This window comes from Kovacikia sp. CALU 1929 (genome assembly GCF_056784235.1).
Genome location: NZ_JBXBCF010000083.1, coordinates 170,242 through 196,225, shown reverse-complemented (window position 1 = coordinate 196,225; position 25,984 = coordinate 170,242). Strand labels below are relative to the sequence as shown.

At 47.9% G+C, this 25,984-nt stretch carries 16 protein-coding genes; 4 read left to right on the top strand and 12 right to left on the bottom strand.

The genetic code is table 11. The features are described 5' to 3' along the window. Positions 1–64 precede the first annotated feature (64 nt). From AC1S52_RS22890 to AC1S52_RS22870, 5 genes are all read right to left on the bottom strand, one after another. Complete coding sequence (locus tag AC1S52_RS22890) at positions 65–3,358, bottom strand: efflux RND transporter permease subunit (protein WP_482031357.1); 3,294 nt, start codon at positions 3,356–3,358, stop codon at positions 65–67. Between the two features lie 60 nt (positions 3,359–3,418). Further along, positions 3,419–4,879, bottom strand: coding sequence for an efflux RND transporter periplasmic adaptor subunit (locus AC1S52_RS22885; protein WP_482031356.1), 1,461 nt, complete (start codon positions 4,877–4,879; stop codon positions 3,419–3,421). Positions 4,880–5,706: 827 nt separating this feature from the next. Then, positions 5,707–6,063 carry a zinc ribbon domain-containing protein gene (locus tag AC1S52_RS22880; protein ID WP_482031355.1) on the bottom strand — a complete coding sequence of 119 codons (357 nt, stop codon included), beginning with the start codon at positions 6,061–6,063 and terminating at the stop codon, positions 5,707–5,709. 85 nt (positions 6,064–6,148) lie between these two features. Then, entirely contained in the window at positions 6,149–7,060 is a 912-nt protein-coding gene (locus AC1S52_RS22875) for a YihY/virulence factor BrkB family protein (RefSeq protein ID WP_482031393.1), read from the bottom strand. An 84-nt stretch (positions 7,061–7,144) separates the two neighbouring features. Then, positions 7,145–7,564 (bottom strand): response regulator, encoded by a 420-nt coding sequence (locus AC1S52_RS22870; protein WP_482031354.1) that lies wholly within the window; start codon positions 7,562–7,564, stop codon positions 7,145–7,147. A 505-nt stretch (positions 7,565–8,069) separates the two neighbouring features. Here AC1S52_RS22870 and AC1S52_RS22865 point away from each other — a divergent pair. Beyond that, the gene (locus AC1S52_RS22865; RefSeq protein WP_482031353.1) at positions 8,070–8,468 is read left to right on the top strand and encodes a Na-translocating system protein MpsC family protein; all 399 of its coding nucleotides are present in this window, start codon (positions 8,070–8,072) and stop codon (positions 8,466–8,468) included. Positions 8,469–8,751: 283 nt separating this feature from the next. Here the strand turns inward: AC1S52_RS22865 and AC1S52_RS22860 are convergent, their stop codons facing one another. Further along, positions 8,752–9,747 (bottom strand): hypothetical protein, encoded by a 996-nt coding sequence (locus AC1S52_RS22860; RefSeq protein WP_482031352.1) that lies wholly within the window; start codon positions 9,745–9,747, stop codon positions 8,752–8,754. Positions 9,748–10,100: 353 nt separating this feature from the next. Between AC1S52_RS22860 and AC1S52_RS22855 the strand changes: the two genes are divergently transcribed. Continuing rightward, entirely contained in the window at positions 10,101–11,015 is a 915-nt protein-coding gene (locus AC1S52_RS22855; protein ID WP_482031351.1) for a ChaN family lipoprotein, read from the top strand. Here AC1S52_RS22855 and pgsA read toward each other — a convergent pair. The 4 genes from pgsA to AC1S52_RS22835 all read right to left on the bottom strand — a co-directional run bounded on the left by pgsA (position 11,012) and on the right by AC1S52_RS22835 (position 14,625). Beyond that, positions 11,012–11,554: a CDP-diacylglycerol--glycerol-3-phosphate 3-phosphatidyltransferase gene (gene pgsA / locus AC1S52_RS22850; protein ID WP_482031350.1), complete on the bottom strand. Its 543-nt coding sequence runs from the start codon at positions 11,552–11,554 to the stop codon at positions 11,012–11,014. The genes AC1S52_RS22855 and pgsA overlap by 4 nt on opposite strands. 346 nt (positions 11,555–11,900) lie before the next feature. After that, on the bottom strand, positions 11,901–12,683 hold the full coding sequence (locus tag AC1S52_RS22845) for a sugar transferase (RefSeq protein ID WP_482031349.1): 783 nt from the start codon (positions 12,681–12,683) through the stop codon (positions 11,901–11,903). Between the two features lie 307 nt (positions 12,684–12,990). Continuing rightward, positions 12,991–14,214 (bottom strand): hypothetical protein, encoded by a 1,224-nt coding sequence (locus tag AC1S52_RS22840; RefSeq protein ID WP_482031348.1) that lies wholly within the window; start codon positions 14,212–14,214, stop codon positions 12,991–12,993. Positions 14,215–14,427: 213 nt separating this feature from the next. After that, positions 14,428–14,625 (bottom strand): hypothetical protein, encoded by a 198-nt coding sequence (locus tag AC1S52_RS22835; protein ID WP_482031347.1) that lies wholly within the window; start codon positions 14,623–14,625, stop codon positions 14,428–14,430. Positions 14,626–14,842: 217 nt separating this feature from the next. Between AC1S52_RS22835 and uvrA the strand changes: the two genes are divergently transcribed. After that, a complete protein-coding gene (uvrA, locus tag AC1S52_RS22830; protein WP_482031346.1) occupies positions 14,843–17,878 on the top strand; it encodes an excinuclease ABC subunit UvrA in 3,036 nt (1,011 codons plus the stop codon). 105 nt (positions 17,879–17,983) lie between these two features. Here uvrA and AC1S52_RS22825 read toward each other — a convergent pair whose 3' ends face one another. Both AC1S52_RS22825 and AC1S52_RS22820 read right to left on the bottom strand, forming a co-directional pair. Continuing rightward, on the bottom strand, positions 17,984–18,556 hold the full coding sequence (locus AC1S52_RS22825; RefSeq protein ID WP_482031345.1) for a TIGR04376 family protein: 573 nt from the start codon (positions 18,554–18,556) through the stop codon (positions 17,984–17,986). 91 nt (positions 18,557–18,647) lie between these two features. Beyond that, a complete protein-coding gene (locus AC1S52_RS22820) occupies positions 18,648–19,763 on the bottom strand; it encodes a hypothetical protein (RefSeq protein WP_482031344.1) in 1,116 nt (371 codons plus the stop codon). A gap of 1,111 nt (positions 19,764–20,874) precedes the next feature. Between AC1S52_RS22820 and AC1S52_RS22815 the strand changes: the two genes are divergently transcribed. Further along, complete coding sequence (locus AC1S52_RS22815; RefSeq protein WP_482031343.1) at positions 20,875–25,968, top strand: RecQ family ATP-dependent DNA helicase; 5,094 nt, start codon at positions 20,875–20,877, stop codon at positions 25,966–25,968. Positions 25,969–25,984 lie beyond the last annotated feature (16 nt).

The following is a 25,984-nucleotide window of genomic DNA, read 5'->3' as shown; positions in this document are numbered from 1 at the left end:
AATTCAGAACCCCAGCTTTTCAACAAAGCTGGGGTTCTGTGCAAAGGGCATAGGTTTTTAGTCTTCAGGCATCTCTGTCCGGCGCATGGTGAGTTGACGTTTTTTCCCGAGCAGGATGCCCCGAACCGTTGCCATCATGGGAATCATCAAGGGATGCCCCTTCCAGAGCGGATCTACGAGACCGGCGGAAACGCATTTCAAAAGACTTAATCAACACATACAACACGGGAACGATAAACAAACTGAGTACCGTTGCCATGCCCATGCCACCAATAATTGCCGTTCCCAGGGATTGGCGAGAAGCTGCTCCTGCCCCAGTTGCAATAAACAGGGGTAGGGCACCAATGATGGTTGAAATGGCAGTCATTAGAATTGGACGTAGGCGTTCCCGGCAGGCTTCAATCACCGCCTTAGTAAGGCTCAAACCCTCTTTATATAGCTGGTTGGCAAACTCCACAATCAAAATTCCGTTCTTACTTGCCATCCCAATAAGCATGACGAAACCAATCTGGGTATAAACATCATTGGCTGTTCCTTTCAACAGCACCGCAATTAATGCACCAAAAATTGCCAGCGGTACCGTCAGCATAATAATCAATGGGTCGAGGTAGTTCTCGTACTGGGCTGCCAGGGTCAGAAAGACAAACACCAGCCCCAACCCAAAAATAAAAATTGCCGATCCACCCGCTTGCACTTCTTCTAGGGAAAGCCCCGACCATTCATAACCAAACCCTCTAGGTAAGGTTTCTTTGGCAACCGTTTCCATTGCCTTAATTGCCTGACCAGAACTGAACCCCATCGAAGGACTACCAGTAATATTGACTGACCGGAAGAGGTTGTAGTGGCTAATGATGGAGGGACCAATCGTTTGAGTCACCTTAACCAGGTTGCCCAGCGGAATCATATCTCCAGTTTGCGATCGCACATACAGCTTTTTTATATCCTCTGGATTGGATCGAAACTTGCCATCTGCCTGGACGTATACCCGGTATGCCCGATTGAACTGGTTGAAGTCATTCACATAGGTGGAACCTAGAAACACCTGGAGCGTGCTAAATATCTGCTCCACTGAGACTTGTAACTGATTTGCCCGGACGCGATCGACTTCTACCGTAATTTGAGGCGTATTAGCGTTAAACGTGGGACGCAATCCTGTCAGTTGGGGGTTTTGGGCAGAAGGGTAGGTCGTTGCCCGCGCCATAAATTTGCCCAGGACTTCGCCAATTGTGTCAAACCCAAAACCAGTCCGGTCTTGTAAATTAAAGTCAAAACCACCAAAGTTACCCAACCCCTGAATGGCTGGAGGCGAGAAGGGAACGACGATCGCATCTTGAATTGACGAGAACTTGGGAAACAAGCCAAACGGTTTTGGGAAGAACCCACCAATCACAGATGTTACAGACTGATTGGCTTCTTTGCGCTGATCCCACGGTTTCAGCAAGGTAAAAATTAAACCATTGTTGGGAGTTGCGCCGCTGAAACTAAAGCCACCCACCGCAAAGATACTCTCAATCTCTGGCACCTCTTTCATGATGCCTTCCGCCTGTTCTAATACCTTCTCAGTGTAGTCAAGTGATACCCCTTCCGGTGCCTGCACAATCGTAATAAAGTATCCCTGGTCTTCATCCGGCAGGAAGCCTGAAGGCACAATGGTATAGACCCAATAGGTCAACACCAACGCTAACGAGAAAAAACCGACCACAATCCCCTTGCGCTTCAGGAGACCCTTGACGCTATGTCCGTAATCTTCACGGGTACGATCAATAAAGCGGTTAATCCCATTAAAAAACCAGTTGTTGGGAGCTTGGCCCTGGCGCAAAAGCAACGCTGACAGTACAGGTGTCAGGGTAATGGCATTAAAGGTTGAAACCGTAATTGAAAAGGCGATAGTGAGGGCAAATTGCCTGTAGAGCTGCCCGGTGGTACCGGGGAAAAAAGCAACAGGAACAAAGACTGTGATCAGTACAATAGAAGTCGCAATCACCGCCCCAAGCAGGGAATTCATGGACGCGATCGCTGCCTGCACAGGTCGCATGCCATCTTCCTGAATCCGGCGGGTAATGTCTTCCACAATCACGATCGCATCATCCACCACCAGTCCGGTTGCTAGAGTCAAACCAAACAGGGTAAGGGTGTTAATTGAAAAGTTAAGTGCCCGGACAAAAATGAATGTACCAATTAGAGCAACGGGAATCGCAATCGAGGTAATTAATGCCGCACGCCAGTTTTGCAGGAATAGAAAGATAACCAGAATCACCAAGGCGATCGCTAGTAGCAGCGACAGAACGACTTCCTGTGCTCCCGCTTGAATGAAGGTAGTGGAGTCAAACGCCACAGCGTAGTGCATGCCGGGAGGAAAGCTTGCCGATAGAACCTTCATTTCCTCTCTAACTGCCCTAGACACATCCAGCGCATTGCTACCAAATTGTTGGGTAATCCCCAAACCTACCCCCCGGTGAGAGACGCGATCGCTGGGTGTAAACCGCAGTACCGAACTGTAGTTTTCTGCACCTAATTCAGCCCGCCCCACATCCTTGAGCCGCACCAGTGTTCCCGTATCGGTCGTTTTGACAACCAGTTCGCCAAATTCCTCTGCATCCTTCAGTCGTCCCTGGGCAGTCACCGCGTACTGATACTGCTGTCCAGGAGTTGTAGGGGGCTGTCCAATTTGTCCGGCACCTACTTGCAGGTTTTGTTGCTGTAATGCCGTTACCACATCCTGGGGTGTTAATCCCCGACTGGCAAGCCGCTCCGGATCAAGCCACAGCCGCATTGCATATTTCCGCTCACCAAAGATCTGAAGCCCACCTACACCCTTCACCCGCTTCAGTGCATCACTGATATACAGGTCAGAGTAATTACTCAGGTAAACGTCATCATAAACGTCTTGCCCGGTTTTCTCATCCCGGTCAGAATAGATGCCGATCGCCAGCAAAAAGTTATTGTTTGCCTTAGACACCTGCACCCCTGTTTGCGTCACAGGTCCAGGCAACCGAGACTGCACAGTAGACACTCGGTTTTGCACATCCACCGCGGCAATATCCTGGTCGGTACCCAGGTCAAAGGTCAGGTTAATATTGCTGGTACCATCATTGGCACTGGTGGATGAGATGTAGCGGAGTCCCCGCACACCGTTCAGTTCCCGTTCCAGGATATTAGTGACTGTTGATTCTACGACCTCGGCGCTGGCTCCTACATAGTTAGAAGTCACCGTTACCTGGGGAGGCGCAATATCGGGGTACTGGGCGACTGGTAAGGTTGGTATGGAAGCAAGCCCCAACAGTGTAATCACAATGGAGCAGACTGATGCAAAGACAGGACGCCGAATAAAGAAGTCGGAGAGAGACAGAATAATCATGAGCCGCTGCCAGGAAACGAAGGTGTGCAGGGAGTAATCAGCGTTCGTTTTTGGGTTCGCTTACTTTTGGGAAGCCTGAGCCGCTGCGGGGGCTTCTGCAATTGGAGTGCAATTTTGCAGTTGCAGGATACCAGCAGTGACAAAGCGATCGCCCTGTGCTACCCCCTCCAGCACTTCCTGGTCATTGCCCACAATCTTGCCCAGCTTAATTGGCTTTTGCGCCGCCACTAGCATCTCTGGCTCCGCTGTAGGGGGTGGGCCAAACCCAGATGCAGCCGGAGCTTCACAGCCAGAATCTTTCAACGGAGCTGCCACAAAGATAAAGTCTCGCCCACCCAATCGGGAAATAGCCGTCGTTGGCACTACAACTCCCGGTCGTGTTGCCCAGATGACTCTGGCACGAACAAATTGGGAGGTGCGGAGGTTGCCCGCATTGGCAAAGGTTGCCTTCACCTCAACTGACTGGGTTGAAGGATTGACATTGGGAGCAACAAAGGAAACCCGCCCATTCTGCAACACCTTGTTCTGGTCATCCAGTAACTTGACAGGTAGTCCAACTCGCAAGTCGGGCGATCGATCCAGAGGAATCTGAATCCGCACTTCCAACTCCTGGTTCTGCGTCACATTCGCCAGTTGGGTAGAGTTGCTAACATAGTCACCCTGTTTGACTGGAATATCACCCACAATACCTGCGAAGGGTGCCCGAATCGTAAAGTACTGAAGCTGTGCATCGCCTTCAGACACATTTGCCTGAGATTGTTCCAGAGCACGTTGGTTGCTGACAACATTCGCCCTTGCCTGGTTAACCGAAGCTTGCTGTGCCCGAATATCGGCATCGACCTGGCGTAGGCTTGCCTGGGCAGTTTGCAAGAGATTCAGTTTCTGATCCGCAAGTTGCTGGCTTTCGGCACCCTGGCGATAGAGTTCTTGATACCGCTCATACTCGCGTTGAGCCAGTTCCACATTGGAAATCGCAGCAGCCCGCCGTGCCTGTTCGGCTCTGAGGCTATCGGTTTCATTGGCAACCGCTGCCTGGGCTGCTTGTACATTGGCAACCGCTGTCGCAACCGCCGCCTGCCGACTGGAAACCTGTGCCCGCTGCTCCCTAGCGTCAATTTGCAGGATAGGATCTCCTGCCTGGACGCGATCGCCCGCCTTCACGTAAATCTGCAATACCTGCCCCGATACGCGGGGTTGTAAAGTCACGGATTGGCGCGAGTCAAGACTGGCAGCATAGTCAGAACTATCTTCGATGGTTACTGCTTTGGGATTGGCAAGCGGTACCGGGGTTGGCTCAAACTTCATCTGGCTAAATGCCATCAGTGGAATGACGACTCGATTAAACACAATCCAGCCAAGCCCGCCCAAGACAAATAGCCCAATCACGCCGGGTATCAAAAATCGGCGCCAACCGGGAACCGAGCGCTTTTCCTCAACGTCTTGAGGCTCCTGGGGAAGAGTTGGTTCTTCCGTGGAAACGGATTGAACCGTTGGATTTTGGTTGAAATTTTCGCCGCTCATGGGTGACTCATGCCTTCTCTAGACAGGGACTTGAACCGTCGCAAAAGAATAGTCAGGGTGAATTTGCAGTTGGCTGCGATCGCTCTCTTAAAACGAACTGAAAACAAATATTTTCCGGGGGAAGCACACACCTCACCACCGAATTACAAATGGTTTATTTAGTCAGAAGATAGAATCTTTTGCCTCTAGAAAAGTATTTAGCTAAAGAGAAATACACCAACAAAGAACCTAAAGTGAGAACGCCCGCCTATCAATCTCTTAAGGAATGAATCAGCAGGATGACAGAACACCAAACCGTTACAAAGGATGACAATTCTTTCTAAGGTACTACTACGTCCTATAAATCGGCTTCATCCTTCTGATTCACCCAATTGGAGGATTCAAACTTTGTATGTCTTCATAAAGTTATGTTTGCTCTCTTAAAGGTAGCGCGATCGCGCTTCGCTGGATATCGTTAAAAAATTAATGGCAGCGTTACAGACATCAGAAACCTGAAAGATGCGTAGTACGCTCCATCGGCAGAAAAAACGCTTCACTTTCAGGCATTCACACGCATCTTCAAGCCAGACAGGAGTTTTGACTCGGAATTACAGCGATTTTCAGACGAGCGCCACACAGCAAATGCATGTGCGTTCGAACGAAACGAAAGATCTATGTGGCATACACAAATGAAAATTGCTGGAGCTTAGATTAAGCTCAATTCTGTATTCCCCATGGATTTTACTGGAGTTAACTTTGAGCTATCCATTACCTGTTATTGAGGGCATTTCCCTGGCAATGCACAGGGCTGCTTGATCCCATACAGAAAATGCACAAATTGAATTATCTTACCTGAGGAGCGTCAGGATCAAGCTCACCAAAAGCAGTCCCAGCAAAACGATCCATCCGACATTGCGTTTGATCCAGCTTTTGACCTGAAAGTCGTAGGTGTAACCGGGTGAAGAGGTTAACAACGCTGACTGATTGAGATCGCTATACAATGTACAGTCCCTGGCATAGGGGCGTTTTGGCAACGTACAGGTATCATCCTCATGGTAGGTGCAGGACAGGCACAGCGGCTCCTCCCCAGTAGCATGATGCAGCGTCATCCCTGGATGACCATACGCTTTTAGAGCAGTACGGCAATAGGGACAGGCAATCGCCTTTGTATCAACAGTCTGGTGACAACGAGGACATTCGGGCATCAGTCGAAAAAGTAGCCTTTAAACCTATTACAGCATTTTTGTTGCTTGCCAGGGGCAGGTTCAGGAGTCAGGTTCACGGAACAAACTATTTCCTTCTGTTATCTTTTATCCTTCTCCCGACCTCTTGCATCCTCCTCCCTTCCCCTTTTATCCTTTCATCTTTTATTCTTTTCCCTTTTCTTTTCCTGGCATCAATTCGCATCGCTTCCCCAACGGTGACATTTAACTGGGCACCAATCAACAAAATGAGCGAACACAAATATAGCCATAACAGCAGCACAATCACCGCACCAACGGCTCCGTATGCCTTGTTGTATTGCCCAAACCGGGAAACGTAGAAGCGGAATAGCCCTGAAAGAATTGCCCAAAAGAGCGCTGCCAGAATTGCACCAGGCAGGATAGGAGTGCCCTTCAGCCAGCGACTAGGTCCAAATCGGTAAATAAAGGCGAAGGCAAGCACCAGAATTCCCAATGCCAGAGGCAGACTTAACAACCGCCAACCAGTCAAGACCCACGATTGCATGCCGCCGCTGTGAACGGCTAATAGTCGAATGCCTATGTCGCTGATAAAAATCAGCAGGGAAGCCAGCATCAGCAGCAAAATAGTGCCGATGGTTAATCCCAGAGAAACTGGTTTTGCTTTCCAGCAAGGGCGCATCTGGAAGCGAGGAATCCGATGAATCTGATCAAGCGCACTCATTGCCGCGCTTAATGCGCTCGATGCTACCCACAGCGACACAATAAAGCTCAAGGAAAACAGCCCTTGATTTCTGGTGTGGGTAATTTCCTGAATGAAATTCTGGACCAGGATCAGCACATCTTTGGGCACCACTCGCGCCAGTTGATTCGCCAACTCCAGCAAAGTATGCTCCGAAGTCTTCACTAGCCCTACGGCGGTAAAAATGGTCAAAATTGCTGGAAACATTGCCAGCATTTCATTGTATGCCATTTCAGCCGCCAAACCAGGAAGCCGCTGCCGCACAGTTCGCCTTAGAATTTCCCCAAGAACGGTGGGGGTGAGGTACTTCCAAAAGCAAAAAAAGCGGCTACTCAGCGTTCTTCCCCCAATCTGGTTCTTGCCTCAACTTGAAAGTGGATAGGCAAAGTTAAGATAACGGTAAATCAAAGCTTCCAAACTCTCAAGTTCATAAGGCTTTAATAAGTAGTCATCGTAGCCAGCCTGAAAAGCAGTTTCCTGATCCTGCGATCGCGCCATTGCACTCACCGCAACCACTGGAATGTCTTTAGTTTGTGGATCTTGCTTAAGCTGGTGAACAATCTCGAACCCATCCATATCAGGCAACATAATATCCAATAGAATCAAATCTGGACAAGATTTCTTTGCCAGTTGCAAAGCTGTCTGACCATCGGATGCACTCACCACCGAACAGGGTAACAACAACGACAGTTGGTAGCCCAGCAACATTAAATTGTCCTGATCATCATCAACTGTTAGAATGACCACTTTGCTGGCGCGATCGCAGGTGGACGGCATATTCATGCTCCATTAATGGGAAAGTTACGAACTGAGTCTGCTTTTTGAAGAAGGAGCAGACGACAGCCTTTCCTGGCGGCGAATTGGCTTTTGCGACAAGTTCGGCACTTTGACAAGGCTGTTCGACTTTCCCCACCGGGTTGGCGACAATGCCTGTTAAGAGGCAAATAGCCCAAGCTGATGAAGGGACTGCTCAAGACCAGTATTTAGTATGACGCTTTTAATTTATATTTGGTTAAAACTATAAATCAATCTTAAGAAAAAATGACAAGCCGAATTGATATGTAAGTGAAACCACGGGAAAAAGGACACAGCCTAAAATGGTGAGATAAGTAGAATATTTTGTTTTTTCTAAATGTTTTCGTTTTCTATATGGTTGAAGAAAAGAGAAGGACAGATTTTCTATCTCCTGATATGTGCAGAATTCTCCTTGGGATAGATAGTGTTTGGACTCTAGCAACGCTTAAATGATTTATCAAATGAAAAAGTTTTCTTGATGAGTACAACCTTTATGACTGATTCCCTGCCAACACGGGGGCAACTAGAGCGAACTCTCGCCCAACAAATTCAGGCACTGTACCGCAACCAATTGGGTCACCGACTCGGGGCGATCGATTGTCAAATTTTTGATCACAAAATCGCAATTGTCATGGAAAAAGCGGTCACCCAACCTGAACAGCTTCTAGCCAGTAGCGGTAAAGATGACCTGGCTGAACAGGTTCACTCTGATTTGAATGCAGTGATTCAACCCCAGCTTAAGGAATTAATTGAATCTATCGTTGGAGTTCCGGTCGTGGACTTGTTGAGTGACACCACGCTAGAAACAGAACGAACAGGCATGATTGCTGTGTTATCTGATTTGCCGCAAATTCGTAGCTCTGCTGTCAATGGTTCAGCCGTGCGAAGCTGAGTAAAAGCCTCTCTGCACAATTCTTGGACTGACATCGGGTTTAGCCGTTAAGGCTTTTCGGATAGGATTTTGGTAGGCAATGTCATCTTGTTCCAAGGCTTTGCCTGGGAATGGCAAACCTGGAGGCTCTGCCTCTATTAGCGCTAGAGGCAGAGCCTCTCAATTCAGTGTTCCCAGGCTGAGCCTGGAGAACAAAGCACGCCAGGGGTTTTAGTCTTAAGTCAATGCCATTGAACTGATAGTTATTTCTCTCAGTCTGTAGATTACAGCGTAACCATCGATCTCAAGCGTTTTGAAACACTTCTAAGGAAAACATTTCCGTTAGGGCTTTCAAATAGGGGTAAAACACTGCTAGATGATCAGGTGCCAGGCGCTCATGCATTTCCCATCCCATGATTCGCAGCATTTCCTGCACAAGTTCCCAATTTACTCCCAGACGAGGGTATAGCAACACACACAGAGGAAACAGTTCTTGTTGGACTGAGTGAATACTGGTTTCCAGGGCGCACAGACATAGATAGACCTGGAACATTTCCACATCACGGACGCTGGAAACGCGAATCAGGGGGGCACTCAAGCTACCGCTATAGCTGTTATAGCTGGGGCGCAATCGACAGACCTGATTGCAAACCGCATGGGCAATTCGGGTACTCACTGGCAAAAGCTGTTGCACAGCAGCGACCTCCATTGCACCCATATCGTAATTAGCTGCGGCTTCATAGGCAGCTTTGAGCGGCATATAAAGATGGTCATCCATTACTTTCAGGTAAGGAGAAAACAACGCCTGCTCTGGCTGGGAAAGTTGTTCTAGCAGCATCATACCCGTGTAGTGAAACTGCATACTGACAAAACCCAGGGTGCGCGGGTCATCGGCTGTATATTTCTGCCGAATGCGTCCAATTTCGCCTCCCACCAAGACTGAGAGACGACGGGGCGTGGTGCGATCGCTATAGGCATCCAGACAGGTCTGAAACAGTTTATGGGAGTCTGCTGCAATTTCCCAGGGATTGATCAGTTGGGGATTGATGCCATGTCTGCGTATTTCAGTGGACAGGAGCGTTTCCGTTCTAGACCAGGCTTGGGCACTGGCTAGCGAAAGGTTTTGATTTAATTTTTGGGCGGTGTTAATACGCCCTTCCCTGGAAGACACCTCCGTCAAGCTCTTGTTCTGCCGCAGCATGTCGGCTTCGTCACGGGTTGTCAGCGATATGACATACTTACGTGCCCATAGGGCTGCCAGCGAGTGTAGATTAGAAGCTGGAGACTTATTGGAAGTCAATGAAGTCGATAATTTACTTCGATCAAATTGGAAATTGGATTTAGAAGCGGCATGATTTGAAGTTGCAGTCGAGGGATAAAAATTCATATTTTTGATGCCTTGAGTCATCGAACAGGAAAGGGGATTTGAAAATTGAACCGTTTCTTACACAAATCTTGATGGATGCTTTCAGTTGATTCTTGAATTCGAGTTTTGATGATTGTTTTTCTGCAAAAGCTTTAATTTATGTAAGAAATGGGTGCGACTTTACAGGCTTGAACAAAGTATCCAGTGCTACAGGTTAAAAAAGCAACAAAGTTTTTACCAATCTTTAACTCAGCTTATTCTTTCTTAATCAAAGTAATCATTTCCTGATGACGTTGCAATCAATTACCAGGTTATGTGCAGGCTGTTTGGTGGGACTGATTCTGTTTATGGCGTTTTCTAGCCAGGACAGGGCGGATTTATCCGGGGCAGATCATCCAGAAAAATTCGCTGCCTCGGTGGTGAGTCCGCGATCTCGGCAGTCCCTTAAGCCCCAAGCCGTCCTGCAAAAGCTTGCTCAAGCCAATGTGGTTTACCTGGGCGAGACCCACGATCGCGCTGAAGACCACCAGGCTCAACTAGAAATTATCCAGGAACTCCATCGTCTCAACCCCCAATTGGTGATTGCAATGGAGATGTTTCAGCGCCCTTACCAGCCTGCACTGGATGGTTATCTGGCAGGCACGCTGACAGAAACCGAGCTAATTGACCAGAGCCAGTATGAAAAACGGTGGGGCTTTCCGTGGGAGTTCTATGCCCCAATTTTGCGCTTTGCCAAAGAGAAACAGCGACCTGTGATTGCCCTCAATACCCCTACAGAAGTAACTCGCAAAGTTGCTCGTCTGGGTCTGGAAAGCCTGACCTTGAGCGATCGCCAGTTTATTCCACCCATCTCAGACATTGCGTTGGAACCAGAGGCATACCGCCAGCGGCTCCGCGCAATCTACGATGCAGCCCATCATGGCAAGACCAGTAGTGGAAGTTTTGAGCGGTTTTTCCAGGCACAGGTGCTATGGGATGAAACAATGGCAGAACGGATCGCTCAAATTCTTCAGCAGCAACCCCGAAGCCTGGTGGTAGTTCTGGTGGGGCAGGGGCATGTGGTTTATGGAGATGGCATTCCCAACCGAGTTGTCCGTCGTCAACCGAATGTAAATCAGGTTTCTCTATTGCTGAATCCCTCAGAAAATCTGCAAAAAGAAACGGAAAAGAAAATTGCAGATTATTTTTGGTACTCCCGCTAGCCTTCACTCATCTGGCTGCTCTGTTTGGTTGGCAGCAGGTAGATTGCGCCTGAAATTAGGGTTAGGGCGACGGAAATCCAGAAAGCACCTAGAACAGGAGTGTGCCACTCGTCTGAGAGGGGCGCTATCAGGAGGGCGATCGCTCCAATCTGACTCACGGTTTTTAGCTTACCCCAGAGGTTTGCGCCTTGAATCTCTGAACTGCCGCGCAGATTTGGATTAACCCGCCAACCCGCGATCGCTAATTCTCTTGCCAGGATTAGAAACACCCCCCAGGCGGGCACCTGTCCCAGTTCAATTAGCGCCAAGAGGGGAGCCAACACCAAAAACTTATCGACCAGTGGATCAAGGAATTTACCTAATTCTGTTACCTGATTCAACCGACGAGCAAGGTAGCCATCCAGCCAATCTGTGCCAGAGGCAATCAGAAATAAACCCAGCACCAGCCAGCGTCCCTCTGGGGTCGGATTGTGCAAACCATAAAGCAGAAACGGTACCGCCATCAGGCGAGAAACCGTGATCCAGGTAGGGAGGTTCATAGGGGAAGGTGTTAGGTGTCAGATGTTAGAAGTTGAGAGTTGAGGGTAAGGGGGAGTTATTGGCTTCGACGTGAGCTTTTGACCTGAGATGAAGTCGAAGGGTGCTCTGCCGAACGGTTGTTAGATGAACACGCTAAAAACTAATCACCAAAAACTGTTTACTCGACCACTGATCTACTGACCTCATGCCCACTCCTCTTTACCCGCGCGCTGTCAATAGTCTAAAGTTTACTGCCAGTCTAAAGTCTACCGTCCCTATCTAAACGAGTAGTTCTCAAAAAAATAGGGGCAACCCATACGGACTGCCCCCCAATGTTCATCTTCGCAGGAGAATCGGAACCTTCAACTAACAGGCACCTTGTTTGTTTAGCACCACTTGAATTGTTTTTAGGATCAAGTGCAGGTCGTAGAAAACAGACCACTTTTGCTGGTAAGCAACGTCCATTTTTACAATCTCTTCAAAGTCAGTTACTTCAGAACGACCATTTGCCTGCCACTCCCCGGTAATTCCAGGTTTTACGTTTAGGCGCTCCCAGTGGTGGCATTTATAGCCAATCACTTCATCCACAGTCGGTGGACGGGTGCCAACCATGCTCATCTCGCCCATCAAAACGTTCCAAAACTGGGGCAGTTCATCCAGGCTGGTGCGACGCAGAAAACGACCAATGCGAGTCACGCGAGGATCGTTCCTGTTCTTGAAAATGCCTCCTTTTGCCTCATTATTGACCAGGTGCTTGAGCTTGTCAGCATTCATCACCATTGAGCGGAACTTCCAGATTCGGAAAGGTTTACCTTTTAGCCCGCATCGGATTTGGCTGTAAAAAATGGGACCAGGATTATCAAACTGAATGGCGATCGCTACAGGGACTGCTACAACTGCTGTCATGGCTAAACCCACCAACGCCCCTGCTATGTCAATGCCTCGTTTAATTGTGCTGGTAGCGGATGGATGAACCTGATGGATGCGCTCTTGATCGGGGGTAGGCGGAGGAACTGGGAGAGCAGCTTGAGACGAAGAACTCAGTTCTTGTTGACGCTGAAGCAACATTGAGTAAAGAGCAGAGGGAAAATTGGTTGTAGTAATCACATTCGTCGCTGGCGTTGGGTTCAATATGCCTTTCCCCAACATAGGTGAACCTTGCCACAGGTGCCTACTGCAATTCAGGGACTTTTGTTCAATCTTTGAACTGAGATGACCTTTATAAAGTTTCAGTGTTTTTACTTCTGAGTGGTGATCTTTCCACAGGGAGCTATCCGCGTTATCACGCACTTGCCCAATAGGTATAGGGTATTGGGCACGGGGACGTGGTTGATGACCAATGGCTGTCCACTAACAACCGTTCGGTTGAGCGCCCTTAGGCTTGATCTCAGGTCGAAAGCTCACGTTGAAGCCAACCACTAACAACTAAGAGTCCCTAACAGCTACCACCTATTACCTAACCACCCGAACGAGCACCCCCCCTGGGCAGCTTGAGGTTATGCCCCACCTGATTCGAAATCGTGGCGGCTCCGTACTGATTCAAGTGGCTTGGATCCGCAAAGTACTGGTGCTGATTTAACCAGCGCCGACCATAGTCATAAAAGGTGAGCTGCCCATAGTTTGCAAACCGCTGCATGTATGTCTGAAACTGCTGTTCGTAACGAGTCCGTGCAGAGTCGAAATAAATCTGGGTCAGAGGCATATTGACGAAAACGATGGGGATACGGCGCGATCGCGCAAAGCGAATTACCCGATTCATAGCAACTGCCTGTCTGCCCTCAAGGGTAAAGCTGCGGTAGTCAGCATCATAGCTGCCCGGAACTCTGGGATGCCGCCGAAAGTAGCTGGCAGGGTTAAATTGAGCAGCGACTACATTAAACCCGAGGGCAACTGGAGAGGCAGATTCAGCCGGTAGGGGTAAGGACTGGATAACCCAAGCCGATGGGTTTGAAGGGTCAGTCGCATTCGATGGCTGAATGCAGAACTGCTGATTATCTGTGGGAGGTGGGGTAAAACCTGGGAAACCTGGAGACTTTGTTTCCTTACCCTCTTCCGTTGAGAAACCAGCCGACAACCTGATACAAAATGGATTAGGTGTTGATATGGCTGTCTGGGGCAGAGATGGACGAATTCCGGCAGCTAACCGCTGATAACCAGGGGAAGCGACAATGTTGTTGTAAGTATTGTCGATGCGTCCACTATTGAAAGCGCGTGCGCCATCTGCCCACAGGATCAGGCGGGGCAGTTGCTCTGAAGTCAGTAATAGACGCAACTTTAAATCAACGACCTGGGCAGTTGCTCCATTCACGCCAAAATTGAAAACGGTGGCATTCGTGTAGCCCTGGTTGGAGAGGGTTCGTTGCAAAACAATGGGATCTACTCCCTGGGATGCCCTCGAACTGCCTACGATTAACACATCGGGTGGACCAAACTCTGCGATATACCGCAGGTAAAGCTTTACCTGTTTATCCAGAGTTTGACTATTGAAGCTGGGAAATGCAGGGGAAGGCTTACGAGTTGAAGTTGCAAGGGTTGTGGAAACCAGGAGATGCGGTTGCTCCAAAGCGTTTTCACCCGAAGCAATTGGCTGAGTTAGTTCTGAACTATTCAGCCCTAATCCATTAACCAGGAGCGTCCAGAGTAAGCCTGAAAGGGGAGCGTAAAGCACGGTGCTATCCATCCCTTAAAGCGGTGAGTGAGAAAGCGGTTGGGATCTATTATTGCGTTGAATGCCTCTATTTCGCAGCCACCCTCAGGTGGTGCTGAACAGCAGTTGCTCGCTGTCATAGACACGCTTCGATCTGCCTCCATGACGGGGATCAAGAGCCGCTAAGCCCTCTTAATTGAAGCGACTGACTAAATGAGAGATGGCATCCCCTGAGCGACGACCCACTCAATGGGCTGCGTCGGTATAACTCGCCCCAGCTTCTACCGCTAAGAGCAGTTGGGCACGCACCACATGCACAGCAGATTCACGACGAGATCGACTGAGTTGCTCAATGATCTGACGTTCTTCCACACTCACGGAGCGAAGAGCGGCTTTTTGCCGACGAGTTATTTGACTTACCCTAATACTGGGTATTGATACCATTTCTTTATGAGGCTGCACTGAACAAGGGGCTTAAGCCCCTTGCCTGACAAGGGTTAGTTCTGCTCATCCTTAAATGAAATTGGTATGAGTTCTATACCTCTAGTCTGGCACTCTCAAATGGCGATAGCCATTACAAATGACCCACTAGTACATCAGGTCAAACGACGACGGTGAACTTGAAACGGTAGAATGTTAAGCATTGTTTCTCTCTGCCCCTATGTCTGAGCGTGCCAAGGGTTCCAATAATCGAGCGAGTAAATCTCGCAATGGTCAGAGTGCCAGTCTGCCTGAGCCGTTGAACTACATCCGGATTCGGGGGGCACGGCAGCACAATCTGAAAAATATTGACCTGGAGCTACCCCGAGATCGCCTGATTGTTTTCACCGGAGTTTCTGGCTCAGGTAAGTCTTCCCTGGCATTCGATACCATCTTCGCTGAGGGGCAGCGGCGCTATGTGGAGTCGCTCAGCTCCTATGCGCGCCAATTTCTGGGACAGGTAGATAAGCCGGATGTGGACGCGATCGAAGGACTGAGTCCGGCAATTTCGATTGACCAAAAATCCACTTCCCATAACCCACGTTCGACGGTGGGTACTGTGACCGAAATTTATGACTATCTGCGTCTGCTGTATGGACGGGCGGGGGAGCCTCACTGTCCCCAGTGCGATCGCTCCATTGCGCCGCAAACCATCGACCAGATGATTGACCGGGTGATGGAACTGCCAGATCGTACCCGCTTTCAAATCCTCGCACCCATTGTGCGCGGTAAAAAAGGCACCCACAAAAAAGTGCTATCCAGTCTTGGGGCAGAAGGGTTTGTCCGTGTCCGCATTGATGGTGAAGTGCGAGAACTGAGTGACTCGATTGAATTGGATAAAAATCAGAGCCACACGATTGAAATTGTGGTGGATCGTCTGGTTAAGAAAGAGGGCATTCAAGAGCGACTGGCAGACTCCCTTGCAACTTGCTTGAAGCATTCAGAAGGGATTGGGGTGATTGATATTGTCCACGAGGAGGCGGGGTCCAGGAGCCAGGAGTCAGGCGGAAATGTGGTGGAATTACCGACCGGAAAATCTTTGAAGGCGGCTGAGAAGGAGGGAAAATATGGCACTGTTCCAGCCTCTAGTTCCCAGCCCACAACCCTGGTTTTCTCAGAAAACTTCGCCTGCCCGGAGCATGGGGCGGTTATGGAAGAACTGTCTCCTCGACTGTTTTCCTTTAACTCGCCCTATGGTGCCTGCCCCGCCTGTCATGGGTTGGGGAGCCACCGCAAATTTGCCGCCGACCTGGTCATTCCCAATCCGGAACTGCCGGTCTATGCGGCGATCGCCCCCTGGTCAGATAAGGACAATACCTACTATCTGTCCCTCCTGTGCAGTGTTGCCACTGCCTTTGGCTTTGATATTCAGACTCCCTGGAACCAGTTGACCAAAGAGCAGCAGGAAGTAGTACTGCACGGCTCTAAAGACCCCATTTGGATTGAAGTTGACTCTCGCTATCGCCAGAGCAAGGGCTACCAGCGTCGTTACGAAGGTGCCCTGCCCATGCTGGAGCGCCAGTACCAGGAAGCAACCTCTGAGGTCTACAAGCAAAAACTAGAGCAATACCTGGTCGATCAACCCTGCGAAGTGTGTAAAGGCAGACGCTTGAAGCCAGAGTCATTGTCAGTGCGGTTGGGGCAATATTGCATCACCGATCTACTGGGAGTTTCGATTCGGGACTGCCTCAGTCGGGTAGATGGGATGGAGCTAAGTGCCCGTCAGGCACAGATTGCCGACCTGGCACTGCGCGAAATTAAAGCCAGACTGCAATTTTTGCTAGATGTGGGGTTAGACTACCTCACCCTCGATCGCCCTGCGATGACCCTTTCCGGTGGTGAGGCGCAGCGAATTCGGCTGGCGACTCAGATTGGTTCTGGACTGACAGGCGTTCTCTACGTCCTGGATGAACCCAGCATTGGGCTGCACCAGCGGGACAATTCTCGTCTACTACGAACCCTGACTCGCCTCCGCAACCTGGGCAATACTTTGATTGTGGTGGAACACGATGAAGAAACAATTCGAGCCGCCGATCATATTGTGGATATTGGGCCCGGAGCGGGCGTTCACGGCGGAAAAGTAGTCTCCCAGGGCAGTCTGGAGACCTTGCTGAAGGCATCGGATTCGCTAACGGGGGCATACCTGTCAGGGCGACGAATCATTCATACGCCAGCCGAGCGACGGGAGGGAAATGGACGGGTTCTCGCCATTCGCAATGCCCACCGGAATAACCTGAAGCATATTGATGTCGATATTCCCCTGGGCAGAATGGTCTGCATTACTGGTGTCTCTGGCTCAGGAAAATCAACCCTGATCAACGAACTACTTTATCCGGCACTGCAAAACCACTTTGGTAGTAAGGTGCCCCAACCGAAAGAAATGGAACCTGTGGTCGGGTTAGGTGCCCTGGATAAGGCGATCGTCATTGACCAGTCCCCTATTGGGCGCACTCCCCGCTCCAATGCTGCCACCTACACCGGCACCTTTGATGTGATTCGGGATGTGTTTTCTGAAACGATTGAGGCAAAAGCACGGGGATACAAGCCTGGTCAGTTTTCCTTTAATGTCAAAGGCGGGCGCTGTGAGGCTTGTGGCGGGCAGGGAGTCAACGTGATTGAGATGAACTTTCTACCGGATGTGTACGTGCAGTGTGAAGTGTGTAAAGGTGCCCGCTATAACCGGGAAACGCTCCAGGTTAAGTTTAAGGGCAAATCCATTTCAGATGTGCTGGAAATGACGGTGGATGAGGCTCTAGAGTTTTTTAAGAATATTCCCCAGGCAGCGGCTCGTCTGCAAACCCTGTCCGATGTGGGTTTAGGCTACGTTCGTCTGGGACAACCTGCCCCAACTCTGTCAGGCGGAGAAGCTCAACGGGTCAAACTGGCAACGGAACTGTCCCGTCGGGCAACGGGTAAAACCTTATACCTGATTGACGAACCTACCACCGGACTCTCCTTTTACGATGTCCATAAGTTACTGGATGTGCTGCAACGGCTGGTCGATAAGGGTAACACAGTCCTGGTTATCGAACATAATCTGGATGTCATCCGCTGCTCCGATTGGATCATCGATCTGGGACCCGAAGGCGGCGATCGCGGCGGCGAAATCATTGCGATCGGCACCCCCGAAGAAGTAGCGGAAAACCCCAAGTCTTATACCGGACATTACCTCAAACAGGTTCTGGAGCATTACCCCTCCGTCCCTGCCACGGCATAGTTTATTAATCTGGTTCGACCCAACTCTAAATCCTGACGGCAACAGAATCACATCCAGCAGAGAGAAGGGCGACTATAGAGGCAAGTTCCTCTTGGGTAGATCACCTTACTTGCCCATACTGCGCTTCAGTTGGTCTAGTTCTTCCTCCGCTTCCCAACGCCTGAACTGCTGTTCCAGAGAATTTAAACTGCTCGGAGGCGTTTGGCTCCAACCAGGAGATGGAGGAGTCCAGTCTGCCGCGGGTTGGGCACTGCTGCGAGTCTTCTGTGCCTCAGCCACCTTTGTTTGAACTTCCTTACGACGGGTTTCTACCTTCCGCTGCAATTCGTGAGTTTGCTGAATCCGTTCCTTCAGCATTTCCATCTGCCCCCACTTCTGGTTGCCCTGACGTAGCAGGTTTGCCTCATGCGCCTGGGCGGGTTCCACCAGATCGAGTCGATTGGCTGCCTTTGCCTTGTCTATCCGCATGTGCCAGAGCTGAATTTCCCGCGCCAGTGCCAGAATCTCATCTTGCATCTGCTTTTCCTGTCGCCGCAGATCGGTCATCAGGTTGAGAGTTTCCTCCTCCTGCTCCCGCAACTTCTCGTCCAGCACCATCAATTCCAGGTGTGGATTATTGCGCAGGTACTCATCAAGCCGCTCTTCTAAAAAACGGCTGAAATCATCAAATACGCCCATGGATCACTCCCAGCAGTTAGAGATTGGTCGTTTGCTCCCAGAGAACGCGATCGCCCACGTCTAAAAACTAACAACTAAAAACTAACAACTTTCAGAAGTTTTGACCGATAAAAATCGATCGCACTTCCCCATTGCGCCGAATAATTGCCTGATTTTTAGAGACTTCAACCAATGCCCACCCGCTGGAGCCAATGCTCTCACCCAACCGGAAACGTTGAGCCACCCCATTGACCTCCACCAGAATGGCGGACTGCTCACCCAAATCCACCACCCCTACCAGGGTGCGGGCTACACCGGGAACCTGAAGCGGAACCGGCGGCGCAATCGGAGCGGCGCTCGTTCTAGAAGGCATCGCAGGCAGAGGGGCAACCGCTGGCGCAGAAGTGCCACCGGGAGAATATAAGCTTTGAGGCAAGTTCTTCAGTGAGCCGTAAAGCCGGTCTAAACCTGTAGAGGTTCGGGGCGGATTAGCCGTTGCGCCGCCCACCAACCCTCCAGACACAGGCGCACTGGGAGTTCCGCTGCCGGGAACCGTGACTGTTGGCAAGTTGGAAGGTGGCACAGGAGTCTGCGCCCCGGTAGAACCAGAAGCCTGGTTTTTCTCGTCAATCGCCTGTAGCGATCGCTGCATATACTCGGCAAACTGATGACTGGCATTCAGGTTCTCAGTAGTCACCGTTTGGGCAGGAACTGGAACGGATGCGGTCTGTCGGGCAGCTTCTTGAAACAGTAGCCATAATGTCAGGGTTGTAATTAGAGAAATACAGCCAACCGCTAACAGCAAGCGATCGTAGGATCGAGCAGGCTGATGGTTACTCTCAGTTAAAGTGCTTGCTCTTACCAGTTGAGAGTCAGAACTTTCACCACTGAACTGTGACAAGGGTGGCGGCTCAGGTTGAGCATTGATGGTTGGCTGTTCTGGATTGCGAAATCGCGCTGCCAGGGTCAATCCCAATAGGGTAGAAGGGCTGGGCGATCGCGGCGCAGGCTCTTCCGGTAGTTCTGGTACCGAAGGAGGCTTAAGCCCATCCCCCAACAGTCCTTCGACTTCTTCAAACAGATCGTCCATCAGGCGATCGGCATAGGACTCAACGGGGAAAGCCCCTGATACACTCACAGCGCCAGCGCCAAAGGCTTCTTCTGGTGGGTAGTCAGATGGCTCACCTGGCGATGATTTGAGAAGACTGGTGCTAGCATCCTGTGACATAAACACTTGTTAGGGATTGAAGAGACACGCCAGAAGTATAGAAGATACCGTTCATTTTGAACGAAAATTTTGATCTGCCAGTAGATGCAATCCCCTGATACTTGCCTGAGATGCTTCAATTTAGCAAAAGACTGCCAAAATGCTTCTCGTTTGGGAAGGCTGTTAAAAAACTTAATCGAAATGGCGCAGTCTGCCATATGCGTATCTCATAATCAGCGAGTTCGCGCTTAAGGGGACGTGGGGCACATTCATCAAGCAGGATTCGCATAGGCTGTCAGCATTTCCTTTGCTAACTCAAGAGCTGCGATCGCTTGTTCACGCCTAACACTCGGAAAATGATCCAAGAATTCATCGAATTAAGGAAACGCAACAGTCTAAATGTGCATTCCCAATGATACCGCTAAGACTGTGCCACAAGAAGCTCACTCCAAAGTACCGAGAGTATGTGCATAAAGCTAAGGAAAGCAAGCGGGTCTATCATCTTCAGTCGCCTAAGCATGTGAAAGAGTTCTACCGAGTTGTCGAACTAAAACTCACAAAATAAAGGTGATTTGTGGTACTCAAAGTACTCAAAGAGAGATATGCCACCCGAAGAAGCTGTTTCTAAATAGATGTAAAGAAAATGCTTCCCAGAAATTATCAAGGCGCAGGAGCAGTGCTTTGAGTTGGATGAGCAGCGTTCGCACTAGCCACTGTATCGATTTAAAGATACCTGGGTCTGGCGTTAGTGGCAGACCCGCTGTGGTCAGTGGAGAATATACGGAATTCGTCTTGATATAGCAATATCTCGTTTCAGTGAGTGCATCCTGTTGAGACGGGCTACGGTGCACAGGATGGGGAATGTCCTTATACAAAGGAAAGCAGTGCTTACAGTGTTAGCAGGGAGTTATATGGAAAAAAACCTGATAATGCTCGATTTTTGAAGATATGTAGAAAACGTCCTGATAATCCTCTCATCGAGGGTATTATCAGGAAAGAATCCGATGATTCAATAGTTAGCTGGCTTTATAACTGGTATCTCAGGACATAAGTTTGGGAAGGGTGCATTTCTGAAAAACCGGGCTTTCTAGCATGTAAAACCCGTCAAAATTCAAAATTTCTGGACTTGAATATGCACCCAACATCAATACTAACCAACTATACCTATGTTGATCTTGAAGTAGATCAAGAAGAAAAGATTTACAGATTTGGTTTAGTATCTAGGAATCTAGAACTTGATACTAAAGTAATTGAAACCGCTCAAGAAAGCTTGGAGCTTTTTCACAAACAGGGTTTACAGATTTGTGGGCACAACTTCCGACGATTTGATTATCGCTATCTAATCGAGAGTTTCCCAACTTTGAAGCATTGGTTAATGATTGATACTTTAGAATTATCAATTTTAGCTGTGCCTCTAGAGCGATCGCATAAGCTCAATAAAGAGTACAAACTCAGTGAATATGCGGGTAATAACCCTTTAGAAGATGCCCTTGCTACTAGAAGGCTATTAGAGAAGATTCTCCATACATTCAATGTCAAACCACAAGAACTCCTAAATTTCTATGCTTATTTGCTCAGTTGTGGAGAAGATGAAGCAAGTCAAGCATACCGCCAGTTTTTTACACCAAAAAATTGCTCACTTCCTGATATAAATGCGCTACCTGCAACAGCGATCGCCGGGATAGATACCGCCTATTTGCATGAATTTATTACTCAAGCACCTACAAAGGCTTTTGATCAAAGGCTCTGTGTAGCTGGCATATTAGCCTGGAACTATGAATCTAATATTAGTAATACGAAGCCGCCTCTTGGTGCATGGCTCAGTCAATTACCTGATTGTCCATCAATTTTGAACCAATTGAACCCGATAAAATTCCCACGGGAATTTACCTACCAGCCTTACTTACAGGAATTCGGCACTGGAACATTTCTTGGTAAGCAAGAAGAAGCCATCCAAAGTATTCTTGCCGCCCAAAATCCTCTGATTCTGATGGCAACGGGCGGGGGCAAATCTCTTTGCTATCAACTTCCTGCGTTGATGCTATCCAAAAGGCAAAAAGGATTGACGGTAGTGATATCGCCACTACAAGCACTGATGGTAGATCAGGTCAATGGACTGGTGGAAAAAGGGCTAGATTTTGCAACGTTTATTAATGGCAATATTACACCAAAGGAAAGACGCGAAAGATTGGAGCAGTTACGCAATGGCGAAAAAGATTTGCTGTATATCAGCGCTGAACAACTGCGATCGCCCGGTATCAGAGCATTACTTCAGGAGAGGCTCCCGTCTTTGATCGTCTTTGATGAAGCCCACTGTATTAGTCAATGGGGGCATGACTTCCGTCCTGATTATCGCTATGCCCCCAAATTTATTAGTGAACTGTATCAAAACCAGCAGCGACAATTACCCTTAATGGCATTTATGACTGCCACTGCTACAGTTGCTGTGCGTCAAGATATTAAGTCGCTATTTGCTGATCATCAAATTCTCATTCACACCGAAATTTGCTCCAGTAGTAAGCGAAAAAATCTAGAATATCGGATTATTCCCACTTCTAAACAGGCGAAGGATCAAACGTTAATTACAGAAGTTAAACATGCGCTTACCTTAGGTGGGGCTGTACTGGTTTACACGACAACTCGTAAAAATGCAGCACGATTAGCCCAGTTACTCAACGAGAATGAAGTAGAAGCAAGGTTCTACCACGGCAAAATTTCTAAACAAGATAAGCACGAGATTCTACAAGGATTTAAGGCTAAGGAACTCAATGTTGTTGTGGCAACCTGTGCCTTTGGCATGGGCATCGATCGCCCGGATGTCAGAGCGGTGATTCACCATACCATGAGTGGCAACCTGGAGGGATATGTGCAGGAAGCGGGGCGAGCTGGAAGAGATGAAAAACCCGCCACCTGTACGTTACTATTTGATCCTCAAGATGCAGAGATGGCATTTTTTCTTCAGAGTTTGAATCAATTATCTGAAAAAGAATTATGGTATTTATTTTCTGCTATCGCTAGCCTTAAGAAGCAAATTCAGGGCACAGATCAAACTCAAGAATATTTCTGGATCACAGTAAATGAAATTTACCAAGCCAGTGATCTTGATGAGGAATTTGCCTCAGAAACTGAACAAAGAGATACCAAAATAAAAGTAGCTTTACACTACTTAGAAACGTTTGGCATGATTGAACGAGCAGAAAATCAGTCCTCATTTATAGAGTTTGAGCTTGTTCATCATATTCCACAAGATTCTCTGGAAGCATTTGACTTGTATGCTCACAGAAATAATTTACCGAATTATCGTAAAGACGAATTTCACAAGTTGATTTTGGCTATGCACATTGCCAAAGCTTACTCTCAAAATCGAGATGAGCCATTCCCGCTAGAAAGGTTAAGTGATGACTCAGGAATTGCCATCCAGGAACTAAAGCAACGTGTTAAAGAATTGCAAAGGGCAGAAGTCTGCACAACAAAAATACCAATCACTTTACTGGTTGCCAAAGGTGTCACAGGCGCTGCCCAGAGCAATTATGACAGACTGAAACAAACAGAGAGGAAAATTATTGACGAGATTATCAACTTGCTAAGCGATCGTCAAGAAATACAGATAAATTGCCGGGGTCTAGCCACTCGTCTTGATCCAGGTGGAACGAAAAAATTAAGTGCAGCTAAGATCTCAGATATTCTGGAAGGATGGAAATATCTTGGATGGATTGAATACCGACGAGTCAATAGAGACATTGTGGTAGTCAAGAAATTTACGACAAAGGAAATTTTTGACATCTATTCAATTTTAATTAAAAACATTATTGATATTTTTTACAAAGAACTTGGGAAGCAAACGGGATCGCGTCTAAGACTATCAATCAACGACATACATGATTTACTCGCCAAGGTTAACCAGCTTTCTGATCCTCAGAGTTTTAAATTAGAGGATTTAGAGAAAGCGATCACTTGGATGCACCGACATCGACTCATTCGATTAGCCGATGGCATTAACCTCTTCTATCAGGCAATGAAAATAAAATTGCTCAAGAGCGTAGCTGGCGATGCATTAAAAACAAGGGAAAAGGATATTGCTAAGGCTTATCCCAAACAAGTCAAGCCCCACTATGAGGAACAAGCCCGTCGTACCCATGTCATGCTCAATTATGGAGAACAGCATAAGCAAGAAAATTTTGACCCGCAAAAATACATCGCAGAATATTTTACTCTCCCTGGCTCAGAATTTTCCAGCCAACATCCCAATACCGATGGAGATGCAGCGAGACGCCCCGTTACTCAAGCAGACTACGATCGCATTATCAATCCTCTCAACCCAACTCAACGCGAGATAGTCCTTTCCGAGTCCCCAGCTATTTCCGTTATTGCGGGTCCAGGTTCAGGCAAAACTCTTACTATCGTTCATCGGATTGCTTATCTGGTCAAGGTCAAACGAGTAGATCCGGCCCGGATCATTGCCCTTGCCTACAATCGTAATGCAGTCAGAGAGCTAAGACTTCGCTTACAAAAACTGGTAGGAGAACTGGCATCGAGACTGCGGGTATATACTTTTCATGGATTATCCCTGGCAATTTTGGGTCGAACAGTTGAGCCGACCAAAGATGACTCTCAAACTGCACAAAAGAGTGTTCAAGACCCCAATGAAAAATTCACTCAACTGATCAAAGATGCCTGTAGCTTTCTTGAGCATAATGAAGAAGATATAGAAGATGGAGATCGTCAATTCAAGATTTCAAAACTTCTGGGCAACTGTGAATATATCTTTGTAGATGAATATCAGGATGTTGCCGAACATGAGTATCGGCTTGTAAAGTTGATTGCTGGTTTGCAGGAGTCAGAAGATCAATCTCGCTCTGTACAGACTAATATTTGTGTCATTGGTGATGACGATCAAAATATTTACGAATGGCGAGGTACATCCACCGAATATATCCAGTCCTTTCAAGCAGAATATCAAGCTAGACAGTTTTTACTGACTGAAAATTATCGCTCTACTGAGCCGATCATTGCTGCTTCAAATCGGCTAATTCAAAACAATAGCGATCGATTAAAACGCAGAGGAGATGAACAAGTCAGGATCGACAATGAGCGTATTGGTCAAGGGGGGTTAAATGTACAATCTTTGAGATTTGAAGACGCTGATTATCAAGCAGAATACATCAAGCGCCAGGTAGAGAAGTGGATCAAACGTGATGGCATTCAACCTGGAGAGATTGCTATTTTAGCGAAAAACTGGCAATACATGGACAAAGCACGGGCATTGCTTGAGCGTAGGGCTGGTATTTCCACTTATTCTCTTAAGGGTGAAGATGTAAAACTAATTCGTAATCGAGTCACTCAGCTTTTGATTAATGACCTAGAGACGAATCCCGATCAGATTCTTTGTACGGAAGAGTCTGTCAAAGCTCGTTTTGAGAATTTCTTTGGAAAAAATAATCGTAGCCTATCTGAGCCGACTGTGAAAACCCTGATCAAAATTGCTGAAGATATTGATCAAGAAAGGGGATATGGCTCCGAAAGTTTATCTACCCCAATTGCTGTCAGCGAGATTATTACTTCAATTTATGAATTTAATGAAAGCCCTGATACATCAATCGATCCAGATGCGGTGTTAGTCACCAGTTGTCATGGAGCAAAAGGACTGGAGTTCAAATACGTGATTCTAATTGCCGATGGCTTTAAGTACAGAACAGACAAAATAGAATCTGAAAGGCGACTATTTTATGTTGCCATGACCCGTGCCAAAGAAAAGCTGATTTTAACCCATTCTCAAAACTCTCGATTTCTCCAGGAAGCGGAAGCAACCCCATATCCTATTGAGAATATATCTATTGATCCACCTCAATTTGTCTTTTATTCAGATTTATCTCCCTATGGAAATCTTGTGAGAGACGGAGGAGATATAAACTTAGGCTATAGGGCGATCAGGGAAAATCAAGACCTCATTAAAGAACTTAAAGAAAGTGATAAATTACGGTTGAAAAGAAATCGCTTTGGAAATAATTGGGGAATTTACACATCGAATAACATAGAAATTGGTGAACTTTCGCGCAAGGCAGGAGAAGTGCTTGCAGCAAGGAATATCCAGTTAAGGGAGTTTCAGTTTCAAGATGGAGAAGTTACTGTCAGAAATGTATATAGACATTTGAAGATCGATGCAGTTAATGGAAACATTTTAGAAGATTGGTATGTAGTTGTTCCTCAGATTAGAATATGCCGTTAGATTTCGCATTAAGCAA